General features: G+C 55.9%; 18 protein-coding genes. 11 read left to right on the forward strand and 7 right to left on the reverse strand.

The annotated features are described in order from the left end of the window. The first annotated feature begins 265 nt into the window (after positions 1-265). The 5 genes from ACWPW2_RS10910 to gap all read left to right on the forward strand — a co-directional run bounded on the left by ACWPW2_RS10910 (position 266) and on the right by gap (position 3,867). A complete protein-coding gene (locus tag ACWPW2_RS10910; RefSeq protein ID WP_034812569.1) occupies positions 266-451 on the forward strand; it encodes a con-10 family general stress protein in 186 nt (61 codons plus the stop codon). A 99-nt stretch (positions 452-550) separates the two neighbouring features. Further along, positions 551-1,048, forward strand: coding sequence for a YciE/YciF ferroxidase family protein (locus ACWPW2_RS10915; RefSeq protein WP_034812573.1), 498 nt, complete (start codon positions 551-553; stop codon positions 1,046-1,048). Between the two features lie 379 nt (positions 1,049-1,427). Then, positions 1,428-1,682, forward strand: coding sequence for a hypothetical protein (locus tag ACWPW2_RS10920; protein WP_454122968.1), 255 nt, complete (start codon positions 1,428-1,430; stop codon positions 1,680-1,682). Positions 1,683-1,797: 115 nt separating this feature from the next. After that, positions 1,798-2,778: a GlxA family transcriptional regulator gene (locus tag ACWPW2_RS10925; RefSeq protein ID WP_454122970.1), complete on the forward strand. Its 981-nt coding sequence runs from the start codon at positions 1,798-1,800 to the stop codon at positions 2,776-2,778. Between the two features lie 78 nt (positions 2,779-2,856). Continuing rightward, the gene (gene gap, locus ACWPW2_RS10930; protein ID WP_454122972.1) at positions 2,857-3,867 is read left to right on the forward strand and encodes a type I glyceraldehyde-3-phosphate dehydrogenase; all 1,011 of its coding nucleotides are present in this window, start codon (positions 2,857-2,859) and stop codon (positions 3,865-3,867) included. Positions 3,868-4,538: 671 nt separating this feature from the next. On the opposite strand, the gene adhP is transcribed toward gap, so the two are convergent. Next, the gene (gene adhP, locus ACWPW2_RS10935) at positions 4,539-5,570 is read right to left on the reverse strand and encodes an alcohol dehydrogenase AdhP (protein WP_279793344.1); all 1,032 of its coding nucleotides are present in this window, start codon (positions 5,568-5,570) and stop codon (positions 4,539-4,541) included. A gap of 26 nt (positions 5,571-5,596) precedes the next feature. Further along, complete coding sequence (gene exaC, locus ACWPW2_RS10940; RefSeq protein WP_454122975.1) at positions 5,597-7,117, reverse strand: acetaldehyde dehydrogenase ExaC; 1,521 nt, start codon at positions 7,115-7,117, stop codon at positions 5,597-5,599. A 273-nt stretch (positions 7,118-7,390) separates the two neighbouring features. Between exaC and ACWPW2_RS10945 the strand changes: the two genes are divergently transcribed. After that, complete coding sequence (locus tag ACWPW2_RS10945; RefSeq protein WP_454122977.1) at positions 7,391-9,154, forward strand: sigma-54-dependent Fis family transcriptional regulator; 1,764 nt, start codon at positions 7,391-7,393, stop codon at positions 9,152-9,154. 26 nt (positions 9,155-9,180) lie between these two features. On the opposite strand, the gene ACWPW2_RS10950 is transcribed toward ACWPW2_RS10945, so the two are convergent. Next, positions 9,181-9,897: a S1 family peptidase gene (locus tag ACWPW2_RS10950; protein ID WP_279793342.1), complete on the reverse strand. Its 717-nt coding sequence runs from the start codon at positions 9,895-9,897 to the stop codon at positions 9,181-9,183. A gap of 464 nt (positions 9,898-10,361) precedes the next feature. Here ACWPW2_RS10950 and uilS point away from each other — a divergent pair, with 464 nt between their 5' ends. Then, a complete protein-coding gene (uilS, locus tag ACWPW2_RS10955; RefSeq protein ID WP_034811844.1) occupies positions 10,362-11,222 on the forward strand; it encodes a UilS family quorum-quenching N-acyl-homoserine lactonase in 861 nt (286 codons plus the stop codon). Positions 11,223-11,260: 38 nt separating this feature from the next. Here uilS and mqo read toward each other — a convergent pair whose 3' ends face one another. Then, positions 11,261-12,907, reverse strand: coding sequence for a malate dehydrogenase (quinone) (gene mqo, locus ACWPW2_RS10960; RefSeq protein ID WP_076769981.1), 1,647 nt, complete (start codon positions 12,905-12,907; stop codon positions 11,261-11,263). A gap of 260 nt (positions 12,908-13,167) precedes the next feature. Next, complete coding sequence (locus tag ACWPW2_RS10965; RefSeq protein WP_454122980.1) at positions 13,168-14,082, reverse strand: N-acetylmuramic acid 6-phosphate etherase; 915 nt, start codon at positions 14,080-14,082, stop codon at positions 13,168-13,170. A gap of 173 nt (positions 14,083-14,255) precedes the next feature. Here ACWPW2_RS10965 and ACWPW2_RS10970 point away from each other — a divergent pair, with 173 nt between their 5' ends. Both ACWPW2_RS10970 and dcuR read left to right on the forward strand, forming a co-directional pair. Next, on the forward strand, positions 14,256-15,872 hold the full coding sequence (locus ACWPW2_RS10970) for a sensor histidine kinase (RefSeq protein ID WP_454122982.1): 1,617 nt from the start codon (positions 14,256-14,258) through the stop codon (positions 15,870-15,872). Next, positions 15,869-16,588 carry a two-component system response regulator DcuR gene (gene dcuR / locus ACWPW2_RS10975; RefSeq protein ID WP_454122984.1) on the forward strand — a complete coding sequence of 240 codons (720 nt, stop codon included), beginning with the start codon at positions 15,869-15,871 and terminating at the stop codon, positions 16,586-16,588. Before ACWPW2_RS10970 ends, dcuR begins: the two co-directional genes overlap by 4 nt. Here the strand turns inward: dcuR and ACWPW2_RS10980 are convergent. Both ACWPW2_RS10980 and ACWPW2_RS10985 read right to left on the reverse strand, forming a co-directional pair. After that, positions 16,569-17,531 (reverse strand): FAD:protein FMN transferase, encoded by a 963-nt coding sequence (locus tag ACWPW2_RS10980; protein WP_454122986.1) that lies wholly within the window; start codon positions 17,529-17,531, stop codon positions 16,569-16,571. The genes dcuR and ACWPW2_RS10980 overlap by 20 nt on opposite strands. 95 nt (positions 17,532-17,626) lie before the next feature. Then, the gene (locus ACWPW2_RS10985; protein ID WP_454122988.1) at positions 17,627-20,404 is read right to left on the reverse strand and encodes a flavocytochrome c; all 2,778 of its coding nucleotides are present in this window, start codon (positions 20,402-20,404) and stop codon (positions 17,627-17,629) included. Between the two features lie 633 nt (positions 20,405-21,037). On the opposite strand from ACWPW2_RS10985, the gene ACWPW2_RS10990 reads away from it, so the two are divergent. Together ACWPW2_RS10990 and fumA are read left to right on the forward strand one after the other, a co-directional pair. Next, positions 21,038-22,549 carry an anion permease gene (locus ACWPW2_RS10990; protein WP_023478308.1) on the forward strand — a complete coding sequence of 504 codons (1,512 nt, stop codon included), beginning with the start codon at positions 21,038-21,040 and terminating at the stop codon, positions 22,547-22,549. Between the two features lie 52 nt (positions 22,550-22,601). Next, positions 22,602-24,251, forward strand: a complete 1,650-nt coding sequence (gene fumA / locus ACWPW2_RS10995; RefSeq protein WP_454122990.1) for a class I fumarate hydratase FumA — start codon at positions 22,602-22,604, stop codon at positions 24,249-24,251. The last annotated feature ends 30 nt before the right edge of the window (positions 24,252-24,281 follow it).

Below are 24,281 nucleotides of genomic sequence, written 5' to 3' on the forward strand. Positions count from 1 at the left end.
CAATCAATGCCGATAGTTTCGTAGGTTATTATTGGTTTTGTCTTTTATTTATCGCTAAGTCGTTTATTTTAAAGATGCCTTTCAGATGAGCGTTTGGTCTAATTAAAATATATCCTCGTTGCAGATATTATATTTTTCCTGATCGCCTGCCTCCCCCTGCCGTTTGACTATTCCACAAGCGGGTCTAAATTTAATGACGAACGCCGGCGACACTGCTGAAAAATAAAGTGTCGTTAAACTGAAACAACGAAACAGGAGAAATATTATGGCTGAACATCGTGGTGGCTCAGGTAATTTCGCCGAGAATCGTGAAAAGGCATCAGAAGCAGGCCGCAAAGGCGGTCAACAGAGCGGCGGTAATTTCAAAAACGATCCGCAGCGCGCTTCCGAAGCAGGGAAAAAAGGCGGCCAGAATAGCCACAGCGGCGGCCGTAAGTCTGGCAATAACTAATATTGCTGTGATGGAAAATCACTGCTTTGAAATTAAAGATTAATAACTGGCGAGCCAGCGATGGCTCGCTATTTTTAACGCTATTATTGGGTGGATATTATGCAGATTAATACGCTTAACGACCTTTTTATTCATGGTTTGTCTGACATTTACAGCGCCGAGAAGCAGCTGGCGCGCGCACTGACCAAAATGGCGCGTGAAGCCTCTAACGCTGAACTGGTACAGGCCTTTAAACAGCACCTCGAAGAGACCCACGGTCAGATTGAACGTATCGATATGCTGCTGGAAGCAGAAGCCAACGTGAAACTGAAACGTATGAAATGTCACGCGATGGAAGGTCTGGTTGAAGAAGCGAACGAAGTGATCGAAGCGAGCGAAAAAGGCACCCTGCGCGATGCCGGCCTGATTGCCGCGGCGCAAAAAGTAGAGCATTACGAAATTGCCTCTTACGGCACGCTCTGCACGCTGGCAAAACAGTTGGGCTATAAGAAAGCCGCTGAGCTGCTGGCGCAAACGCTGGAAGAGGAGAAAAATACTGATAATCTCCTGACTAAAATCGCCACCAGCAAAATTAACCAGAAAGCAGAAGTGGAATAATTCCCCACTTCGTTAGGGCTGATAATTGCTTTAAATGACAACGGGTTAATCTCCGGTAAATTTAAAGACGTTATCAGCCAGAAATAGTATGCGCACACCAAGGTAAACGGTACGGCAAAAGTCAGGCAGGGCGATTCCTTGTTATTACGCAGCAAATTAGCCGCCATAACAAGCACGGTTATTGTTATAAGAATGACCTAATCCCTTGATTTAACACTTTGATTAGCCGTACTGAACTAATTTAACGCTCATGGTGCGCATCAGCGGCGTAAATTTTAACTGGCGCGGTCATTATGACCCACGACTCCTGGAACATATTGCGGCAATGTCGGCACGCCGATTCGCGAGATGTGCTGCCGTCACCGATGAGGAACGAGATATGCAACAGAACCTGAAACGTGTAAGGAATGTCCGTGTTAATTCGCGCACCAGCGCCGATCTCGGCTGGCAGGTGCAGGATGAGTTTGAACGTACTCGCCTGGAAAAACCCTTCGTACCGGTACAGGTGGCCAGTAATGAAGAGACTGAGCCGCAGACGCACCGTGAAGCGAAGCTCGATCCGCTCCAGCAATACCTCGTCGCAAGGATGGCGAATCGCCAGCAGGTGCAGGAGCTGGCTGAACAACATGAGTAACAGAGGGTAAAGACCCTCCCGCTACGTGCCTTGCCTGACTTGCCCGGCCTTTATGCGCCGGGCATTTTTCTGTCCGCCTGTTGACTTCTTTTGTTATCAGCGTACTTTTCAGGACATGAAAACATTCCTGATTATTGTGCCCGATGGCGGCATGCTGTTTGAATCCGCCGGTATTGCCGACATTCTGATGCAGGCCAATCGCCTGCACCCGGACGGTGCCGGTGAACCTCGTTACACCCTGCGTATTGCCACCACCCAACCTCACCCGGTGATCCATGGCCAGTCCGGTTTAAACCTGTTAGCCGACCACCGGCTGCCGGAGATCGATCCGCGCAAGCCCTGGGACACCATTATGATCACCGGTCGCGGTAACGATGAAGAGGAAGGCACGGCGGTGGTGGACTGGCTGCGTCTTGCCGCCCCCCACGCGCGCCGCGTGGTCTCCATCTGCGGCGGTGCGATGCTGTTGGCGCAGGCGGGCCTGCTGGATGGCCGCCGCGCGACAACCCACTGGCGGCTGCTGGAGACGATGCAGCGTTGCTATCCCACGATTACGGTCGAGAGTGGCCCGCTCTATATTCAGGATGGCCCGGTCTGGACCTCCGGCGGCGTCAGCTCCGGGTTCGATCTCACCCTTGCGCTGGTGGAGGAGGATTACGGGTTTACCCTCGCCCGCGATGTGGCGCAGGATCTGGTGATGTATCTGCGCCGCCCCGGCGGGCAGTTGCAGTTCAGCCGCTACCATCTGCAGCAGGCGGAAAACAGCGGGCCAATCAGCACCCTGCAAAGCTGGATTGTGCAAAACCTGGCGGCGGATTTAAGCGTTGAGGCGCTGGCCGAACAGGTGGCGATGAGCCCACGCAATTTTACCCGCGTCTTTACCCGCGAAACAGGCATCTCCCCGGCGCGCTATGTGGCCGAAGCGCGCCTTGCCGCCGCGCGCGACAGGCTCGAACAGAGCCGCGACACGCTGGAGCGCATCGCGCAGCTTACCGGCTTTGGCAGCAGCATCAACCTGCGCCGCACCTTTGAGCGCCAGTTGCACCTCACCCCCGGCGAATATCGCCAGCGTTTCCACCGCCGCACTTTGGCGTAAAGTGATCCTTTTTTGTCATTTACGCCAAAAGATGCCAGGCCTACAGTGAATGCAGATCCCGAATGGAAGGAGAGCATCATGGTTAAGGTTGGCATTAATGGTTTTGGCCGCATCGGCCGCAACGTGTTACGCGCAGCGCTGGGCAATGCCGAGGTTGAGATTGTGGCGATTAACGATCTCACTGACAGTAAAACCCTCGCGCACCTGCTGAAGTATGACTCGCTCTCCGGCACCCTGCCAGTGCCGGTTGAGGCGGGCGAAGGCGAACTGAGGGTTGATGGCAAAGCGATCCGCGTATTTAGCGAGCGCGATCCGGCCCTGATTCCGTGGCGCGACGTGGGTGCAGAGATTGTCATCGAAGCGACCGGCTTTTTTACCGACCGTGAGAAAGCGGCAGTACATATCAGCAGCGGCGGCGCAAAGCGGGTGATTATCTCCGCGCCGGGTAAAAACGAAGATTTAACCATTGTGCTGGGCGTGAACGACGGGCAGTACGATCCGCAAAAACACCATGTGGTGAGCAACGGCAGTTGCACCACTAACGGCCTGGCTCCCGCCGCCCAGGTGCTGCATCAGCACTTTGGCATTGAGCATGGCCTGATGAACACTACCCACGCTTATACCAACAGCCAGGCGCTGCACGACCAGCCGGAGAAAGATCTGCGCGGCGCGCGCGCGGCGGCGCTGTCAATTGTCCCCTACTCCAGTGGCGCGGCAAAAGCGCTGGGGAAAGTGATCCCGGAACTCGAAGGTCGCCTGACCGGATATTCGTTACGCGTGCCGGTGCCGGTGGTGTCGATTGTTGACCTCACCGTGACGCTGAAGCGCGATGTAACAGTAGATGAGGTGAATAACGCCTTCCGCGAAGCGGCAGCCGCCGGGCCGCTTAAAGGGATCCTCGGTTACAGCGATGAGCCGCTGGTATCCAGCGACTATCAGGGCGATGCGCGTTCATCGATTATCGACGGACTGTCGACGCTGGTGATTGGCGGCAATATGGTGAAAATCCTCGCCTGGTACGATAACGAGTGGGGATTCTCCAACCGCCTGGTTGAGCTGGCGGCGCTAATGGCGAAACGCGGGCTGTAAGCGGATTGCCGGATGGCGGTTACGTAAACGGCGTTACTGAAACGGCGTAGACCGGATAAGCGTGTAACGCGCCATCCGGCATATTCCGCGGCACCGCTTGCCGGATAGCGGCTACGCCTTATCCGGCCTACAAAAACGGAGCCACTGAAACGGCGTAGGCCGGATAAGCGTGTAACGCGCCATCCGGCAATTCCTCCGCGGCACCGATTGCCGGATGGCGGCTACGCCTTATCCGGCCTACAAAAACGAGCCTTCAGCAACACCGATATTGCCTTTACCTCCGGTCTCACAGCGAGGGTGTTGACCCCCGCTGAAATCGGCGAACCGAAGCGTGAATGACAAGGTCTGGACGCCATGGATGGCGGACAGAGGCGAACCGAGACAGGGAGCGAATCCCCGTAGGGGTGAGCAAGTCGAGTCGAGCCGGCCGCAGTCAGGCACGCGGGAGGTGAGCGCAGTGCGCAGCACCGATTTCCTTGCGGGGCCGCGGGGATTGACAAGGGGAGCGCGGCCGCTCCCCTTGTCCCGTTCACCGCACCGGTAATTAAATCAGCCACCAGACGCCTGGTGAACGGAACCATTCCACCAATCCAACATTCCAGGCCCATTGCCGGATGGCGGCTTCGTTGCTGTAGGCCGGATAAGCGTTTACGCGCCATCCGGCAATTTTTTTACATCGCCATATCCACCACGATACGGCCGGTGATCTTCCCGGCGCGCATGCGATCGAAAATGTCGTTGATGTTCTCCAGCGGCTCCACGGCGATCTCGGCATGCACCTTGTTGCGCCCGGCGAAATCGAGCGCCTCCTGCAGATCTTTACGCGTACCGACAATCGACCCGCGCACCGTGGTGCCATCCAGCACCATATTGAAGATCGACAGATCGAACGTCCCCGGCGGCAAACCGTTCAGCACCATTGTGCCGCCGCGGCGCATCATGGTAGTGGCCTGCGCGAAAGCCTTCGGCGAAACCGCCGTGACCAGCACGCCGTGCGCACCACCAAACTCCTCGTGAAAACGGGTGCCGGGATCCTCGTTCAGGGCATTCACCACCACTGACGCCCCAAGACGGCGGGCAAACTCCAGTTTCTCATCATCAATATCGACCGCTGCGACATTCATCCCCATCGCCACTGCGTACTGAATCGCCAGGTGACCCAGCCCGCCAATGCCGGAGATCACCACCCACTGCCCGGCGCGGGCTTCGGTCATCTTCAGCCCTTTATAGACCGTCACTCCGGCGCAGAGAATCGGCGCGATTTCGTTAAAACCGACGTTATCCGGCAGGATGCCGACATAATTAGCGTCAGCCAGGCAATATTCGGCGAAGCTGCCGTTGACCGAATAACCGGAGTTCTGCTGACCATGGCATAGCGTCTCCCAACCGCCGAGGCAGTGTTCGCAATGCCCGCAGGCCGAGTAGAGCCACGGCACGCCAACGCGATCCCCCTCTTTGATATGCGTCACGCCCGCGCCCACCGCAACCACGTGGCCGACGCCTTCATGGCCCGGAATAAACGGCGGGTTGGGTTTTACCGGCCAGTCACCTTCCGCGGCGTGCAGATCCGTATGACACACCCCGGTGGCGGCGATTTTGACCAGAATTTTGCCCGGCGCCACGGCGGGCACCATCACCTCTTCAATCACCAACGGTTGACCAAACGCCTTCACGACGGCGGCCTTCATGCTTTTCAGTTGCATTTTCTCATCCTCATCCTGATGGATAATCAATAGAGACCCAGCGGGGAACCGCTGTAGCTGACCAGCAGGTTTTTGATCTGCTGATAGTGACTGAGCGCCAGTTTGTGCGTTTCACGCCCCACGCCCGAGTTTTTGTAGCCGCCGAACGCCGCATGCGCCGGATAGAGGTGGTAGCAGTTGGTCCACACGCGACCCGCTTTGATCGCACGCCCCATCCGCCACGCGCGGTTGATATCCAGCGTCCACAGCCCGGCACCCAAGCCATATTCGGTGTCATTGGCAATTTGCAGCGCTTCCGCTTCATCTTTAAAGGTGGTGATACCGATTACCGGCCCGAAGATCTCCTCCTGGAAGCAGCGCATTTTGTTGTGGCCTTTGATAAGCGTCGGCTGAATGTAGTAACCCTTCTCCAGCTTTTCGCCATGCTCAAGGTGCGCGCCGCCGGCGATGATTTCACCGCCCTCTTCACGGGCGATGTTGATATAGGAGAGGATTTTGTCGTACTGCTCCTGAGATGCCTGCGCGCCAATCATGGTTTCGGTGTCGAACGGGTCGCCTTTACGGATGTTCTCCATGCGGGCAATCACTTTTTCAACAAACTGCGGATAGATGGACTCCTGCACCAGCACGCGCGACGGGCAGGTACAGACTTCGCCCTGGTTGAAGAAGCCGAGCACCACGCCCTCAACCGCTTTGTCGATATACTCGGCGTCGCCATTCAGCACATCTTCAAAGTAGATGTTGGGGGATTTACCGCCCAGCTCGACGGTGCTCGGGATGATGTTTTCAGCCGCGCAGGCGAGGATATGGCGACCAATCGGCGTTGAGCCGGTGAAGGCAATTTTTTCGATGCGCTTGCTGCGCGCCAGCGGCTCGCCCGCTTCCATACCGAAACCGTGCACCACGTTCAGCACCCCTTTCGGCAGCAGATCGCCAATCACTTCCATCAGCACGCAGATGCCCAGCGGCGTCTGTTCAGCGGGTTTCAGCACCACGCAGTTACCGGCGGCCAGCGCCGGAGCCAGCTTCCAGGCCGCCATCAGGATCGGGAAGTTCCACGGAATAATCTGCCCGACCACGCCGAGCGGTTCATAGATATGGTAGGCGACGGTATTGCTGTCGATCTCTGCCGCTGTCCCCTCCTGCGCGCGGACGCAGCCGGCAAAGTAGCGGAAGTGATCGACAGCAAGAGGAATATCGGCACCCAGCGTTTCGCGAATAGGCTTCCCGTTGTCCCAGGTTTCCGTTAACGCCAGCAGCTCAAGGTTGGCTTCGATGCGATCGGCAATTTTCAGCAGCACATTGGCGCGATCCTGCACACTGGTTTTGCCCCAACTCTCGGCTGCGGCATGGGCGGCGTCGAGCGCTTTTTCGATATCTTCCGCCCCGGAGCGCGGGAACTCGGCAATCACCTCTCCGGTCACCGGCGAGGTATTCGTAAACCAGCGGCCCTCAATCGGATCGACAAATTCGCCGCCAATATAGTTGCCATAACGCGGCTTGTAAGAGACTTTCGCGCCATCAAGGCCAGGGTGCAGATATTTCATAAGATGTTCCTCGTTATTATCGGTACAGAAGAGGCGTCTCACATCGTGGTGGACAAAAGCATATAAGCAGTTGTTATGCCAACCGCTTATACACTGTCAACAAAAAGCTAAAAAAATTATAAAAATCAACAATTAATAAAATTTTCATTGCGGAAATGTAAAGTGCGGTAACAAAAAAGTGTGATGGCGATTACGGGAAGTGTGTTGCACGTCGCTACATACGCGACACTCATGTGATACACAATTGCAACATTTCAATTATCGGAGAGTAACATGCCATCACGCGCCCGATCGTTGTCCCCCGCCTCGCACGAGGTCAGCCTGCCGCATCAACTGGAAGATTCCTGGCAGCGCAGTTCACGTTATGGATTAACCCGGGATGATGACGTGCAGCCCTGGGTGGCCTCCTCTCTGCTCAATGACGCCCGCGCGGAGAATGGCTGGGTGAACCACCTGGTCGCCCCGCTGCTGGCGCGCCTGCGTCCGCAACTCTCCAGCCATCCATCGATTCTGGTGTTGTCCGATGCCACCGGCCTGGTGCTGGAGACTTACGGTAATAGCGACTTTCTGCATAAAGCGCAGCGCTTTGCCCTCTCGCCGGGCCATTTGTGGGGCGAACACGCGCGCGGCACCAATGCCATCGGCACGGCGCTGGCATTACAACGGCCGTGCGAAGTTTCCGGCGGCGAACACTTTCTTAGCCGTAACGCCGGGCTGTTCTGCTCCGCCGCGCCGGTGTTCCGCCCCGATGGGCAGATTGCCGGGGTATTGGATCTCTCCACCCCGGCGCAAACCCCGCGCCGCGATGCTTCGGCGTTGATCCGCCGCGCGGTGTGCCAGATTGAACATAGCTGGGCCAGCAGCGCGCTCGGCGCAAATCGCTGGTTATTAAGCCTGCATCACGACCGGGCGGTGCTCGGCAGCGCCCAGGAGCTGCTGCTTATTTTTGAAGACAATACACTGCTCGGCGCAAACCGGCTGGCGATGGAGGAGTTTTCCCTCACCGCGAACCACTTTGGCGCGATGGATATTGGCGCCCTCTTTCCGGGATTCAGTGCAAAAGCCGGTGATTGCGCCCTCGAATCGAGCCACGCGCGGCACTATTATGCCCGCCAGACGCTGCCTACCCGACGCTACAGCGCACCACGCACGGTGTATCAGCCGGATCACATGGCGCGCGAGAAGGAGAAAGCGCTGCGCATCGTCAACGCCGGGATCGCCCTGTGCATTACCGGTGAAACGGGCTGCGGCAAAGAGCATCTGGCGCGGGAACTTTTTCAGCGCAGCCAGTGGCATGAGGGGAAATTTGTCGCCATCAACTGCGCGGCGCTGCCCGAGCCGCTGATTGAGTCTGAACTCTTCGGCTATGTGCCCGGCGCGTTTACCGGCGCAAACCCGAAGGGCTATATCGGTAAATGTCGCGAAGCCGATGGCGGCGTGCTGTTCCTTGATGAGATTGGCGATATGCCGCTGGCCCTGCAAACCCGCTTGTTGCGGGTGCTACAGGAGAAGCGCGTGACGCCGCTCGGGGCCAACAGCAGTGTGGAGGTTAACTTCACGCTGATTTGCGCCACCCACCAGGATCTCGCCGCGCGGGTGCAGGCCGGGAGCTTCCGCGAGGATCTGCTCTATCGCATTCAGGAGTTTCACCTGCCGATCCCGCCGCTGCGCGCGTGGCCGCACCTGACGGGCTTTATTGAAAAACTGTGGCATGAGCTGGGCGCTGCCCGCCGCGGGCTGACATTAAGCGATGAGGTGCTCAACGCACTGGCACAGCGACCGTGGCCAGGTAACGTGCGCCAGTTGTTGAGCCAGCTGCGCGTGCTGATGGCGCTGGCGGAAGATGGCGATCGCATTACGCTTAGCGATCTTCCGGGCGAACCGGTCACCGCCGTTAAAACAGAAGCCGCAGGGCAGATCGATGCCCGGCAGGCGATTGCCGATGCGCAGGGCAATATGAGCCTCGCGGCGAAGAAGTTGGGCATTTCGCGCAGCACGCTCTACCGGCGGCTGGAGAAGGAGCAGCCAGGCCGCTAAGCGGCAGCCTGGCTTCATTACCAAAATTACCCGGCAACGGTGGCGTTGATCCAGTCCGCATAATAACTGACGCGAGTGAACTGCTGCGCTGGCAGAATCAGATCCCGCGAGACAATACCGACAACGTAACGGCTGCCGTTGTAATCAGCAAACAGCGGGCCGCCCGAATCGCCCCCGGCGGTGGCGTAACCAGCACAGATATGCATCTGCGGCTCGAAATAAGTCGGCGGATAGAACTGCGGGACATCGATACACTGGCTATCTGGCAGCACGCTTAAGTGCCCTTTATAGAGCACATTGGGTTGCAGGCCATTTTCATTCACGCCAAAACCGACACCGGTAAGCGGAATATCCGTCAGCGCCGCGGGAGGCTCATCGCCAGCATTATTTCCGGTCAGTAGCGCAAAATCGGTGCTGGTGGTTTCGCGAGCCAGTTTAATTAAGGCGATATCATATTTAGCCGTCCCCTCCATTGTCCACTCATCATATGAGGGGTGCACAACAACTTTCTCAACCGGCACACTCTCTTTTATTTTCAGCGGCTGGTAACTTTCCGCGCCAATTAAAATATTGGCTTCGGTTAAATCAAACATCGTGGCGCAGTGGGCGGCGGTTAATACCCAACGGGAATTAACCAGTACACCTCCGCAACGGTGTCCGGCGAGCGTATTATTAGCGTTGATGGTGATAAACTCAGGAAATTCGCCGGGTTGCGCGGGTGTGCCGTTGACGATCCTGACCATGCGGTCACTGGCTGAAGCAATATTTATGCTGCTAAAGGACAAAAGCGCGGCGGCAACGCAAAGCGCCGTTTTAATTTTTGGGGTCACTCTTTTCTCTCCGAAATAGGGCTGACACTCACGCAGGGCGGCAATAATCCCGCCTTTTTTGAAATAGCGTGATTCTGTTAACCGGGTCATAGTGATGATTTAAAACTGCGTGAAATATATAAAGCGAGACGCGGGAAGTAAACAGAGACACTTTTCCTGTTGTTGCGATTATTCTCAACGCACTCTGCGCACAGGGCCTACGAAATGATTTAACGCTTTATCATTGCGGCTTCGTCATTAAAAAATAGGCTGGCATGGCACAGCGGATTATCTGTTGATTGATATCTGGCGATAACAGACGCGGGCGAGTAAGATAGCCATTCACCGTTAAGCGTTTGATTATTCAGACAAATGATAAAAAGGAAATCATAGGTTATATGGATACTTCAACTTATTCGCTCGCCAATGGCATCGCTCTTACCCTGCGCACGCCTGCTGCGGCAGGCCCCCACCCCACCGTCGTATTGTGTCACGGCTTTTGCGGCATCCAGCCGATTCTGCTGCCGGCTTTCGCCGAAGCCTTCACCGCGGCCGGTTTTGCTACCGTAACCTTCGATTATCGCGGCTTTGGCGACAGCGAAGGGGAGCGTGGACGCCTGGTCCCGGCTATGCAGATTGAGGATATTCTTTCGGTTGTGGCGTGGGTCGCCGAGCAGCCCGCGCTGGATACCGGGCGCATCGGATTGTGGGGCACCTCATTTGGCGGCTGTCATGTATTCGCTGCTGCCGCGCAGGATGCGCGTATAAAATGCGTGGTCAGCCAGCTGGCCTTTGCCGACGGTGAAGCGATCGTCACCGGCCATATGAATGAAGGCGAAAAGCGCGCTTTTATCGACACGCTGGATAAGATGGCGCAGAAACAGCAGGCGACCGGCAAAGAGATGATGGTGGCGATCACCCGCGTGCTTTCCGATGCCGAATCGAAAGCATTCTTTGAGGAGAACCGCGTCCGCTTCCCGCAGATGGATATCAAAATTCCTTTTTTGACCGTTCGCGAAACGGTGAATTATCACCCCGCTGAGTGGGCAGCAAAGGTGACCTGTCCGACGCTGGTGGTGATTGCGGCGGAAGATAGTGTCAACCCGCCAGCACAAGGCCGGGCGCTGTTTGAAGCGGTGGCAGCAACGGAGAAAGCGCTGCACGAAGAGGCCGGTGCGCGCCATTACGATATTTACAGCGGAGAGGCGTTTGAGCGTGTCAGTAAGGTGCAAACCGCGTGGTTTGCCCGTCATCTTTAGGGCATAAAAAAAGGCGCACCGCGGTGCGCCTCTCTTATTTACAGCGCCATATCATGCTGTGGCGCGTTTTCGCTCTTCGGCGCGGCTGGCGTCGCCGCCTGCGCGTCTTTCATGTCGATAACCGGCGGCTTGGTCAGCTCCAGCGCGGCGGCGGTGTCATCCCACACCTGCTGCGTCAGGGCGACGTTGCCGTTCAGATGCTGACCAAAGCTCGGCACAACCTCTTTGATCTTGCTCTGCCACTCCGGCGAGTTGAACTGCTCCGGGAACATCTTCTTGATGACGTTCAGGGCAATTGGCGCAGCGGTAGAGGCACCCGGCGATGCGCCTAACAGCGCAGAGAGGGTTTTCGGCTGATCGACCACCACTTCGGTGCCCAGCTTCAGCACGCCGCCTTTATCTTCATCTTTCTTGATGATCTGTACGCGCTGACCGGCCTGGATCAGTTTCCAGTCCTCTTTACGCGCCTGCGGATAGTACTCTTTCAGCGCTTCAAAACGGTCGTCGTCGCTCAGCATCACCTGACCCATCAGGTATTTCACCAGGTCAAAGTTATCCAGACCCACGTGGGTCATCGGCATAAAGTTGCTGGTGGTGGTGGTGCTCAGCAGATCAAAGAAGGAGCCGTTTTTCAGGAATTTAGTCGAGAAGGTCGCGAATGGCCCGAACAGCACCACACGTTTACCGTCAATGACGCGCGCATCGATATGCGGAACCGACATCGGCGGTGCGCCCACGGAAGCCTGACCATACACTTTCTGACGGTGAATGTTGGTCACCGCCGGGTTTTCGGTCATCAGGAAGGAGCCGCCTACCGGGAAGCCCGCATAGTTGTCCGCTTCCGGAATACCGGTTTTTTGCAGCAGCTTCAGCGCGCCGCCGCCGGCACCGATAAAGACATATTTCGCATCAATGGTGTGCTCATCGCCGCTTTTCACATCTTTGATGGTCACATGCCAGGAGTTATCGGCATTACGTTTGAAATCGGTGACTTCAGACGAGGTTTGCAGCGAGAAGTTTTTGCTCTTTTTCAGGCTACCGATCAGCTGGCGGGTGATTTCGCCATAGTTCACATCGGTACCGACCGGCGTCCAGGTCGCAGCCACTTTTTGCTGCGGATCGCGCCCTTCCATCACCAGCGGTGCCCACTGCTTAATTTGCTGATGATCGGTGGAGAATTTCATTCCCTGGAATAACGTGGTTTGCTGCAATGCGGCATAACGCTTCGCCAGATAATCCACATTATCACCCCAGACAAAACTCATGTGCGGCGTGGAATTAATAAAAGAGTGCGGGTTGGTTAAAATACCGCGCTTCACCTGGGTAGACCAAAACTGGCGGGAAATCATAAATTGTTCATTAATTTCCAGCGCCTTGGTGACATCAATGGAGCCGTCTTCACGCTGTGGCGTGTAGTTCAGTTCCATATTTGCCGAGTGACCGGTACCGGCATTATTCCAGCCGTTGGAGGACTCAAGCGCAACGCCGTCGAGCTTCTCGACCATCACCTGTTTCCACTCAGGTTGCAGGGTCTGCAGCCAGGTGCCCAGAGAGGCGCTCATGATACCGCCGCCAATCAGCAGGAAGTCGGTTTTTTGGTTCTCTTCCGCCCATGCGCTGGTCGCAGAGCTGACGAGCATCGCGACGGCGCTGAAGGCAATAATTGTTTTTTTCATTGCAGGCATAATTATTCGGTTAGGTAACAACAAGTGATTCGTGGTGACGCATATTAACGTATTTTTACGTTAATTTAAAATATCATTCACAAAATAGAATAATTTTGTTTTTATTTGCTCTTTGCTTTTTTTAATTAAAAAAAGTAGTGGCGCACTCTGTGTGGACTTATTTTGGCGGGAATTTATCTTAAGGGGAGAAATAAAATTTAGTGCATTTCAATTAAATGGAAAATAAATAACGGCCGCGCGCAGCGGCCGAATAGCCATTATCAGGCCTCTACCCTTTCACTTTTTGCCCCGGCGATCGCCAGACGCAAATGGCGATGGTTCTCAACCAGCAAAACCTGCGCCCGCGAAGCATTCACCCCGGTCAGCAGCATTAAAATGGCAGTGCGACACTCATTATTCGCCTGCACCAGCGCACGTTTCGCCTCTTCACGTGCGCAGTTGCTTGCCGCCATGACTACGGCGATTTGTCGCTCGGCCCAGTGCAGATTCACCGGCGCTATATCGACGCGCAGATTGCCGTAAACCCGCCCGCAACGAATGGCCAGCCCGGTAGAAAACATGCTGAGGATCTGCTGCTGCGCCAGCTGCGCTTTTGGCTCGCTAAAACCGCTTACCGCTTCGGCCCCGGTATCGGGCGCTATGACAATGTCGTCGTGCTGCGCCGCTTCGCACGCCTGTGCACGGGTGATCAACGCCACGCATGCCCCAAGCGCCCTTGCCTGCTGCAGCGCACCGTTTGCCCACGGTGTTTTGCCGCTTAACGACAGCACCACCAGCATGTCGCGCGCCGTTAGCCCCAGCGCCCTGAGATCGTTACCGCCGCAGGCGTAGTCGCTCGCGGCGCGATCCTGCTCTCTTTTCCCCGCCCGTGCGCCACCGGCCATTAACGCCAGCAGCCCGTGCTGGCTATCCGGCGCGAACGCCTCGACGGTATGTACTGCCGCCCGCCCCGACGCACCCGCCCCGGCAAGCACCACTCTTCCGCCCTGGTTAAGCGTCGCGCTGGCGTTATCAACCAGCCGGGCGATCGCCGGCAGGCAGGCGCTAACCGCCTGCGTGACCTCTTCACTCTCCTGATGGATAAGCGTCAGCATATCCAGCGTGGCGAGGCGGTCGATATCGCCCGTGCGGCTATTACGACGCGCCTCCATTGAACCGTTTGGCTTACTGCTCATACCCTGCTCCTTGTTAAAGGTTCCGCACACACTATAAGGGTATTTCCGCTTCTCGCTTGCGAGTGGGGTCACGCTTCCCGGCGCGACTCTTTTTCTTCATTTATAACGTAGCTTTATGAATTGCCGCCCATCAGCGATAATAACTTTTCTCAGATAAATGATTCGGGTTCGGCATGACTCAAATAGCGCCTGCGGCGGCCTCCTCGCGTAAACGGCCAATGAAGTTCGGCACCATGGTGACGCTGATGGTGTGCAGCGTGACGGGTTCCGTGCTGCTGCTGGCCTGCGCCCTCTGGTTCTGGCAAATCAGCAACGCCACGCGCGACGGCGTGAAAGCAACCGGCTTCGCGGTGGCGCGTACCCTTGCCAATGCCCCGGAAATCAGGCGCGGGCTGTTACTGCCGCCTAATAGCAATGTTATTCAGCCTCTTGCGCAGGCGGTGGCGGCGCGAAACGATCTGCTCTATGCGGTGGTGACTAATATGCAGGGCATTCGCTATGCGCACCCGAATGCCAGCATGATCGGGCAGAACTTTATTGGCGAGGATCTGCAGCCTGCGTTAAAGGGCCACGAGAATGCCGCGGTTAACCGCGGCGTACTGGCTCCGGCGCTGCGCGTGTTTACCCCGGTTTATGATGAGCGCCACCAGCAGATCGGTGTAGTGGTAGTCGGCATTTCGTTAAGCGAGGTCGATGAGCAGGTCAGCCGTAGCCGCCAGGCGGCGATGTGGATCTTAATATTCAGCGCACTGGTGGGTTTTGTTGGCGTCTGGCAGGTGGTGCGGGTGTTAAAGCGCATTCTGCTTGGGCTGGAGCCGTACGAGATTTCAGCCCAGTTTAAACAGCGCCAGGCGATGTTGCAGTCCCTTAAAGAGGGGGTGATGGCGGTCGATGCCGACGGGCGCGTGACGCTGCTGAACCATGCCGGGCGGCGGATGTTACTCAGCAGTACGGCGCAGGGCTCCGGCACGCATCAACCTCTGCTGGCCGATCTGCTGAGCGTGTTGCAGACCGGCACGCCTATTTTCGATCGCGAGCTGGGGTGCAATGGTCGCCTCCTGCTCAGTAACACCGTACCGGTACGTAGCCAGGAGAGTATTATCGGCGCGATTTGTACTTTCCGCGATAAGACCGAGGTGAGCCAGTTGATGCAGCGGCTCGATGGGATGGTCAATTATGTCGATGCCTTGCGAACCACCTCGCACGAATTCATGAACAAGTTGCATGTCATCCTCGGTCTGTTAAATATGAAGCGCTATGACAAGCTGCAGGAGTATGTGCTGCAAACGGCGCAGAACTACCAGAGTGATATCGGCGCGATCCAGCATCAGATCAAGTCGCCGGTAGTGGCCGGTTTTCTGCTCGGTAAAATTAACCGCGCCAAGGAGTGCGGTTTTACCCTGACGCTGGCCGATGAGAGCCACGTGCCGGATAACCCGAATGAGAAACAGGTGACGGTGCTGGTTACCGTGCTTGGTAATTTGATTGAAAATGCGCTGGATGCGATGAGCGGCCAGCAGGAGGGTGAAGTCGGGCTATTCCTGCATTACCAGGATGGCTGGCTGGCAGGTGAAGTGAGCGATGACGGGCCTGGTATTGCGCCGGGCAATATCGACGCTATCTTTCGCAAAGGCTTCTCTACCAAGGGTGAAAACCGCGGCGTCGGGCTTTTCCTCGCCAGCCAGCAGCTGGCTGAACTTGGCGGTACCCTGAGCGTGGAATCTGAACCCGGTGTGTTTACCCAATTTTTTGTCCATCTCCCGTGGGATAGTGAAAGGAAGAGCGCGTGATAAATGTATTAATTGTTGACGATGATGCCATGGTTGCCGAGCTGAACCGCATGTACGTGGCGCAGATAGCCGGTTTTCAGTGCTGCGGCACGGCGTCAACGCTGCGTCAGGCCAAGGAGATGGTGAACAATCCGCTGCTTGAGATCGATCTGGTGCTGCTGGATGTCTATATGCAGCAGGACAGCGGTCTCGATCTGCTGCCGATTATTCGTGCCAGCGGGCGCGCAATCGACGTGATTATGATCACCTCTTCCGCCGATGCTGCCACCATTCAGACGTCACTGCACTACGGTGTGGTTGACTATCTGATTAAGCCGTTCCAGTTCCCGCGTTTTGAAGAGGCGCTCACTGGCTGGCGCGAGAAGCGCAAGCTGATGGATGCGCACCCCTACTATGAGCAGTCGGACGTTGATCGCCTGCTGCACGGCGGCGCGCCGGAAGTTGCAGACACCCGCAAGCTGCCGAAGGGGCTCACTGCCCAGACCCTGCGCACCATTTGCCAGTGGATCGATGCCCATCCGGGAATTGAGTTTTCAACGGATGAACTGGCGAATGCGGTCAATATCTCCCGCGTCTCCTGCCGTAAATACCTGATCTGGCTGGCGCAGATTAATATTCTCTATACCACTATCCACTATGGAGCGACCGGTCGGCCGGTTTATCGCTACCAGCTTATTGCGGAGCAGTACAGCCTGCTCAAACAGTACAGTCAATAAACCGGTAGCTGTCGTCAGCGTGGGTGTAGCGGAACTGGCGCTGCGAGGAGAGGATCACTTCGCGTTTTTTAGTGACGAAAAGCGCTTCAATATCCTCGCGCTGCTTCAGAAGCTGACACCCTTTCTCGACGCCGAGGCCGAAGATAAGCGTGGTCCAGATATCGCCGTCGAGTGAGTCGCTGGAGATGATGCTCACGCTGTCGAGTTCATTTTCCAGCGGGTAGCCGCTGCGCGGATCGAGGATATGGTGCCAACGTCGCCCATCCTGCTCGAAATAGCGCTCATAGGTGCCGGAGGTGACTACCGACTGGTTGGCAACCTCAAGCTTCCCAATCAGCGCATCCGCCTGTGCGAACGGCTTTTTCACGCCGACCGACCACCGCCCCTGCGGCGTTCCCAGCGTCTGCACGTTGCCGCCAAGATTGATTAACCCCTCGGTCACCCCCTGCTGGTGCAGATAGTCGCGCACCCTGTCGGCAATAAACCCTTTGGCAATCGCGCCGAGATCGATCTCCATCCCGGCCTGCGCAAGAAAAACGCTGCCAGCGGCATCATCAAGAACCACGTCCTGCACGCGCGTGATGCGTAGCCGCGCGGCGATCGCCTCCGCCTCCGGCACCCGGTCGCCTTTAAACCCGATTCGCCACAGTTTCACCAGTGGGCCAATGGCCAGATTAAAGGCGCTGCCCGGCATCATGCTGGCGGCTTTGGCACATTTGATAAGCTCAAAAACCGGGCGGCTGACGGCAACCGGATGCCGTCCTGCGGCGTGATTGATTGCCATCACTTCAGAGTGGGTGCGGTTAACGGTGAAGAGATCTTCGTAGCGCTTAATCAGGGCAAATACGCGGGAGGCAAGCGCCTCATCATGGACAAAGAGCGTGAGAAGGATGGGCGAGCCCATCAGCACGGCTGAGTAGCGCCAGCTCGGGTTAGCGGACATTGCATACTCCTTCTGTTGCATACTGGTGGCGCTACGCTTATCAGGCCAGGGAGGTTGAGAGGCCTGATAAGGCGCAGTCAGTTTACGTTAATGTATTACCGTTTTGCGCGCAGCGCAGCCTGATGTCCTGCCAGCGAACCGAAGACGATAATATCTGCCACGGCGTTGCCGCCGATGCGGTTGCCACCGTGCAGGCCACCGACAACTTCACCCGCCGCGAAAGCCCCCGGAATAACCTGCTGCTCGCTGTTAAGCACCTGGGTGTCGGTGTTGATGGTCACACCGCCCATGGTGTGATGCACACCTGGCGCTATCTGGATGGCGTGGAATGGGCCTTCGTTAATCGGTGCGCGCAGTGCGGTGGTGCGCCCGAAATCATCATCATGCTGTTTTTCAACAAAGCCGTTATAGCGTTCCAGCGTGGCGAGGAAGGCATGATAATCCATGCCCAGCTTATCCGCGAGTTCACGTGGTGAGCTGGCGCTGGTAACAAAACCACGGGCGATGTACTCATCAGCCGCTTTGTTTTTCGCGCGAACGTGCTCATCAAAGACAATGTAAGCATAGTGCTCCGGCAGCGCGATGATGGCCGCAGAGACTTTATCGCGGGTCGACATCTCGTTGAAGAAGCGGTTGCCCTGCTGATTGACCAGGATTGCGCCGCCGCCGCGAATCGATTCTGAAATCAGATAGGAGGTGTTTTGCTCAACCGTCGGGTGGATCTGGATTTCGCCCATATCCACGGTGGCCGCGCCAAGGCGTTCCAGCAGCGAAATCCCGCTACCGGTCGCGCCCTTATGGTTGGTGGTGACGAAGCCGTCCAGATCGGGGCGATATTTCACGACCATCGCACTGTTGGCGCTGAAGCCACCGGTGGCAACAATCACGCTCTTCGCATCGACATTCAATGTCTCCTGCTCCTCGGTCAGCAGGCGTACACCACGCACTTCGCCCGCGTCAAAGAGGATCTCTTCGACGGAGGTATCCAGCATGACGTCGATATTGCGTTTGGTAACGTTGCGCAGCAGGCCGCTGATCAGGTAGCCACCAACCGCCGATCCGTCGCGTGGACGGTGCGTACGGTCAATGCTCATACCGCCGGTGGTGGTGATGTCGTTAAGCATAATGCCGCGACGCGCCAGCCACTCAATCGCTTCCGGCGCATGTTCCACAAAGCGGCGCAGCAGCGCAGGATCGTTCTTCTCGCCGCCCCCTTTCAGGGTTTCAGCGTAGAACAGCTCTTTACTGTCCTGAATGCCTTTTACACGCTGGAAGCGGGTTTCCGCCGCGTTCATCCCTGCCGAGGCTTTGATGGTATTACCGCCGATAGTCGGCATTTTTTCGACGATCAGTACGCTGGCACCTTCATCGTGCGCCTGAATTGCCGCAGCCAGGCCGGCACCGCCGCTACCGATAACAACTACATCGTAATTTTTCGGCGCGCTGGCATCACCGCCCTCTTCCGCGATCCGCGCTTTGCTCGATTTGACCATCGCTTTCGACACCGCTTTTTTCACCGCCTCGCTCTGACTGGTTGCGCCGGAGATGGCGTCCACGTGCGGAGAGTTGGCATCGATGATACGGCTGCGGATCTCTTCAAAGCTGCTGGTAAACTCGACGTCATCAAGCGGGCCTTCTGCCAACGTAATATCCGCAATACAGTCCGTTTCAAGACTGATATTGAACACCAGCGTGTTGCTGTCGTCCTGCACGGTTTCAGCAAAAACGCCAGGTTTGAACTTCGCCGCGCCCATGCTCATATCACGGATCATCGCTTCTACCAGCGAGAAACGCCAAAGCGGCTCGGGGATGTTCAGGGCTTCACGCTGGGTGCTGTCCATAAAGAGCTCAAGGGTTTCACCGTTGGCAATGCGTGAAGCCCAGTCCGGGTAGGCGATGCAGGCGCGGCCTACCGCCATCAGATCGTAACCGTGATCCAGCCCCTCTTCTGCATCTGCCGCGTTGACGATGCCGCCAACGCCCATTACCGGGATCTGCGCCAGCGTTTCTGAGCGCAACGCGCAATATTTATCGATCAGCGGCGTCGGATCGGTCGTGTCATTAATGGAGGAGCGCAGCGCTGCACCCACGGAGAAGTGCAGATAGTCGAGACCGCGAGCGGCCAGCTTCTCCAGCAGGAACATTGTGTCATCAAAACGGATGCCGGGGACTTCCAGCTCTTCCGGTGAGAAGCGGTAGCCAATGATAAACGCATCATCTGCATACTGCCGTGCCATCTTGTGAGCAATATCCAGCACGGCCAGCGGGAACCTGGCACGGTTTTCTCGGCTGCCGCCCCACTCATCGTCACGCTGGTTGGAGTGGGGAGAGAAGAATTGCTGAATGAGATAAGTGTTAGCGCCATGAATCTCTACGCCGTCGAAGCCTGCCAGGATGGCGCGACGTACCGCTTCGCCAAATTTGGCGATCATGCTTTCAACTTCCGCAGCGCTCATCGCTACCGGCGTTGCGGCACCTTCGCGCGGCGCGGCAATCGCGCTTGGCGCAATCGGTGTGCGTCCGCCGATTAATTTCGGCTCAACCATGCGCCCGCCGTGGTAAATCTGCAGAATGGCTTTTGAACCTTTCTCCCGAATGGCGGCGGCAATTTTTGCCAGCCCGGCGATTTTTTCATCGCTATCAATCCCAATCGCCCCTGGAAAAGCAAGACCGAGATCGTCGACAAAGCAACACTCCACAATAATGGTGCCAATAGCCCCTGAACGTGCGCGGTAATACTCCACTAATTCGCTAGTAACGGTACCGTCAAAATAACCTGTGCAGGTGGTCATTGGTGCCATTAACAAACGGTTTTTCAGTTCTACGCCGTTTGGCAATGTAAACGGGCTGAGAATACGTTCGTTGCTGGTCATAATAAACTCCACATCTAAAATTGATAAATCTTGAATTCGGTGACGGATCTATTTTCGTTCTGGTTATTAATCCTGGTGTCGTGTAATTAATATACCGTGAATTTTATTTACCAAATTAATTACGTTAGTTATAAAACTATTTAACCCCTGCAATAACAGACCTACCTCCACTGTATTATCATTTTTAAATATTGCGTTCACATTTTTATAATTACCGGTAACATAATCATTACCTTACGAGATCTTGCACGACGAGACACCATCACCAAAAATATATTATTATCAATCACTTAATAGACAAACATAGCGTGGAAGCCTTGATTTTCAATACAAATATTTAACATCTCTTCGCTTTTCTGGAAATTAACCACATTATTAATAGTGGGTATTCCAGATATTAAAAAAAGCACATCTCTTTTCGTTTTATTGATCTTAATCAATAGAAATCCCATCGCCAGGGGCAATATAGAAACAGACTTATTTTGTTATTTATTGCCAACCAATTTTGCGATAAATAAAGATCAGCGGAATAAGAGAAGATGATTTTAATAACTAAAATAGCTTTCGAAACTAAATAAATCACACTCTACTCCGCGATCGCTCCGAATTCTTAACTACTTGTAGATGCTCACTATGAAAGAGAAAACTCCAACCCCAGCTTCTGCTACTGCAGAGCGCGCAAAGGCCGGTAATAAAAACCGCCTGGTGATGATGGCACTACCCATTATCGTGGCCATACTGTTACTGTTCGTTCCGGTGCCGGAAGGCTTACCGCCTTACGCATGGCACTATTTTGCAATCTTTGTTGGCGTGATTGTCGGCCTGATCTTCGAGCCGCTGCCGGGTGCCGTGATCGGCATGACCGGCGTGGTGGTAATCGCGCTCTGCGGTCAGTGGCTGCTGTTCAGTCCGGAACAGCTGGCAGACCCGAAATTCAAGCTGGCGGGCCAGTCCTTTAAATGGGCGGTCAGCGGTTTCGGCAACTCCACCGTCTGGCTTATCTTCGGCGCATTTATGTTTGCTGCCGGTTACGATAAGACCCAGTTTGGTCGTCGCCTGGCGCTGATCCTCGTCAAATACCTGGGTCGCCGCAGCCTGACGCTCGGCTATGCCATCACCTTCGCCGATCTGCTGCTGGCCCCGTTTACCCCATCAAACACCGCGCGTAGTGGCGGGACTATCTATCCGATTATTGCCAATCTACCGCCTCTGTATGGTTCAAAACCGAACGATCCGAGCGCGCGCCGCATTGGTTCTTATCTGATGTGGGTGGCGATCACCGCTGCCTGTATCACCAGCTCTATGTTCCTTTCCGCTCTTGCGCCTAACCTGCTGGCGCTGGCGCTGGTGAAAAGCATTGTTGGGATTAATATCTCCTGGGGCACCTGGTTCATCGCCTTCCTGCCGCTGGGCCTGCTGTTGATTCTGACTATGCCGCTGCTGGCGTACTGGTTCTACCCGCCTGAAGTGAAAGTGAACGATGAGGTCCCGCTGTGGGCGAGTCGCGAGCTGGAGAAGCTGGGCAGAATGTCCCGTAATGAAATTCTGCTGCTGGTCTTTGTCTGCTGTGCGCTGCTGATGTGGATTTTTGCCGCCGACTTTATTGAACCGGCACTCGCTGCCCTGCTGGTTGTGGTGCTGATGCTGTGGACCGGTGTTCTGAGCTGGAACGATATCACCAGCAATAAACCGGCATGGAACACCTTTGTCTGGTTCGCCACGCTGGTCGCGCTGGCTGATGGCCTCTCATCCACGGGCTTTATTGCCTGGCTGGGCAAAGAGGGCGGACTGCTGATGAGCGGCATCTCTCCGGGCATGGCAACCATCGCTCTGCTGCTGGCGTTCTATCTGCTGCACTATCTCTTCGCCAGCACCACGGCACACACCACCGCGCTGCTGCCGGCGATGCTGACCATCGCAGCGACCATTCCTGGCATCAATATGGAAGTCGTTGTGCTGGTGCTCTGCACCTCGCTGGGTGTCATGGGTATCATCACCCCATACGGCACTGGACCAAGCCCGATTTACTACGGCAGCGGCTACCTGCCGACTAAAGATTACTGGCGTCTCGGTACCATCTTCGGTGCCATCTTCCTCGCCGCTCTGCTGTTGATTGGCTATCCGTGGATTACCATGATGTTCTGATTCATAACCGTCGGGTTTTCCCGGCGGTTTTATTTTTGTGGAGTAATGAGCTATGTCGAACAAACCGTTTGTTTATCAGGATCCGTTCCCGCTGGCAAAAGATGAGACGGAATACTATCTGCTGAGCCGCGAACATGTCTCTGTCGCAGAGTTTGAAGGTGAGCAGGTACTGAAAGTCGAGCCGCAGGCGTTAACGCTGCTGGCACAGCAGGCCTTCCACGATGCCGCGTTTATGCTGCGCCCCTCCCATCAGAAACAGGTTGCCGCCATTCTGACCGACCCGCAGGCAAGTGAGAACGACAAGTATGTCGCCCTGCAGTTCCTGCGTAACTCCGAAATCGCCGCCAAAGGCGTGCTGCCTACCTGCCAGGATACCGGTACGGCGATCATCATGGGTAAAAAAGGTCAGCGCGTCTGGACCGGCGGCGGCGATGAAGCCGCGCTGGCGCGTGGGGTTTATAACACCTATACCGAAGATAACCTGCGCTATTCGCAGAATGCGCCGCTGGATATGTACAAAGAGGTTAATACCGGCACTAACCTGCCCGCGCAGATCGATCTCTATAGCGTTGACGGCGACGAGTATAAATTCTTGTGCATCGCCAAGGGCGGTGGTTCGGCTAACAAGACCTACCTCTATCAGGAGACCAAGGCGCTGATCACCCCGGCGAAGCTGAAAAACTATCTGGTGGAGAAGATGCGCACGCTGGGCACCGCGGCCTGCCCGCCCTACCATATCGCCTTTGTGATTGGTGGAACCTCCGCTGAATCAACGCTGAAAACCGTGAAACTAGCGTCGACCCGCTACTACGATGGCCTGCCGACCGAAGGAAATGAGCACGGTCAGGCATTTCGTGACGTTGAACTGGAACAGGCATTGATGGAAGAGGCGCAAAACCTCGGACTTGGCGCGCAGTTTGGCGGGAAGTACTTTGCGCATGATATCCGCGTGATCCGCCTGCCGCGACACGGTGCCTCCTGCCCTATTGGTATGGGCGTCTCCTGCTCCGCCGACCGTAATATCAAAGCGAAGATCAACCGCGACGGGATCTGGATTGAGAAAATGGAGTCGAATCCGGCGCAGTATATCCCGGAAGAGCTGCGCCAGCAGGGTGAAGGCGATGTGGCGAAAATCGATCTCAACCAGCCAATGAAAGCGATCCTCGCCCAGCTTTCTGCCTTCCCGGTATCAACCCGCGTTTCGCTCAACGGCACGATTATTGTGGCGCGCGATATTGCCCACGCGAAGCTGAAAGAGCTGATTGATAATGGCGAAGAGCTGCCGCAGTACGTGAAAGATCACCCGATCTACTACGCTGGCCCGGCAAAAACGCCAGAAGGTTATGCTTCGGGTTCTCTTGGCCCAACCACCGCAGGGCGTATGGACTCCTACGTAGACCTGCTGCAATCGCATGGTGCGAGCATGATCATGCTGGCAAAAGGCAATCGCAGCCAGCAGGTCACCGATGCCTGTGCCAGACATGGCGGTTTCTATCTGGGAAGTATTGGCGGCCCGGCTGCCGTACTGGCTCAGCAGAGCATTAAGAGCCTGGAGTGTGTTGCGTACCCGGAACTGGGCATGGAGGCGATCTGGAAGATAGAAGTGGAGAACTTCCCGGCGTTTATTCTGGTGGATGATAAAGGGAATGACTTCTTCCAGCAGATCCAGAACAAGCAGTGCACGGGCTGTAAGCAGCAATAACGAAAAAGCCCCCGGCAGGAAAACCTGTCG

It is taken from the genome of Kosakonia sp. Marseille-Q7440 (genome assembly GCF_965119485.1).

Bases quoted from the DNA above. Each gene is read 5' to 3' on its own strand.
- ACWPW2_RS10910 (WP_034812569.1), top strand. From the start codon at position 266: ATGGCTGAACATCGTGGTGGCTCAGGTAATTTCGCCGAGAATCGTGAA.
- ACWPW2_RS10915 (WP_034812573.1), top strand. From the start codon at position 551: ATGCAGATTAATACGCTTAACGACCTTTTTATTCATGGTTTGTCTGAC.
- ACWPW2_RS10920 (WP_454122968.1), top strand. From the start codon at position 1,428: ATGCAACAGAACCTGAAACGTGTAAGGAATGTCCGTGTTAATTCGCGC.
- ACWPW2_RS10925 (WP_454122970.1), top strand. From the start codon at position 1,798: ATGAAAACATTCCTGATTATTGTGCCCGATGGCGGCATGCTGTTTGAA.
- gap (WP_454122972.1), top strand. From the start codon at position 2,857: ATGGTTAAGGTTGGCATTAATGGTTTTGGCCGCATCGGCCGCAACGTG.
- adhP (WP_279793344.1), bottom strand. From the start codon at position 5,570: ATGCAACTGAAAAGCATGAAGGCCGCCGTCGTGAAGGCGTTTGGTCAA.
- exaC (WP_454122975.1), bottom strand. From the start codon at position 7,117: ATGAAATATCTGCACCCTGGCCTTGATGGCGCGAAAGTCTCTTACAAG.
- ACWPW2_RS10945 (WP_454122977.1), top strand. From the start codon at position 7,391: ATGCCATCACGCGCCCGATCGTTGTCCCCCGCCTCGCACGAGGTCAGC.
- ACWPW2_RS10950 (WP_279793342.1), bottom strand. From the start codon at position 9,897: ATGGTCAGGATCGTCAACGGCACACCCGCGCAACCCGGCGAATTTCCT.
- uilS (WP_034811844.1), top strand. From the start codon at position 10,362: ATGGATACTTCAACTTATTCGCTCGCCAATGGCATCGCTCTTACCCTG.
- mqo (WP_076769981.1), bottom strand. From the start codon at position 12,907: ATGCCTGCAATGAAAAAAACAATTATTGCCTTCAGCGCCGTCGCGATG.
- ACWPW2_RS10965 (WP_454122980.1), bottom strand. From the start codon at position 14,082: ATGAGCAGTAAGCCAAACGGTTCAATGGAGGCGCGTCGTAATAGCCGC.
- ACWPW2_RS10970 (WP_454122982.1), top strand. From the start codon at position 14,256: ATGACTCAAATAGCGCCTGCGGCGGCCTCCTCGCGTAAACGGCCAATG.
- ACWPW2_RS10980 (WP_454122986.1), bottom strand. From the start codon at position 17,531: ATGTCCGCTAACCCGAGCTGGCGCTACTCAGCCGTGCTGATGGGCTCG.
- ACWPW2_RS10985 (WP_454122988.1), bottom strand. From the start codon at position 20,404: ATGACCAGCAACGAACGTATTCTCAGCCCGTTTACATTGCCAAACGGC.
- ACWPW2_RS10990 (WP_023478308.1), top strand. From the start codon at position 21,038: ATGAAAGAGAAAACTCCAACCCCAGCTTCTGCTACTGCAGAGCGCGCA.
- fumA (WP_454122990.1), top strand. From the start codon at position 22,602: ATGTCGAACAAACCGTTTGTTTATCAGGATCCGTTCCCGCTGGCAAAA.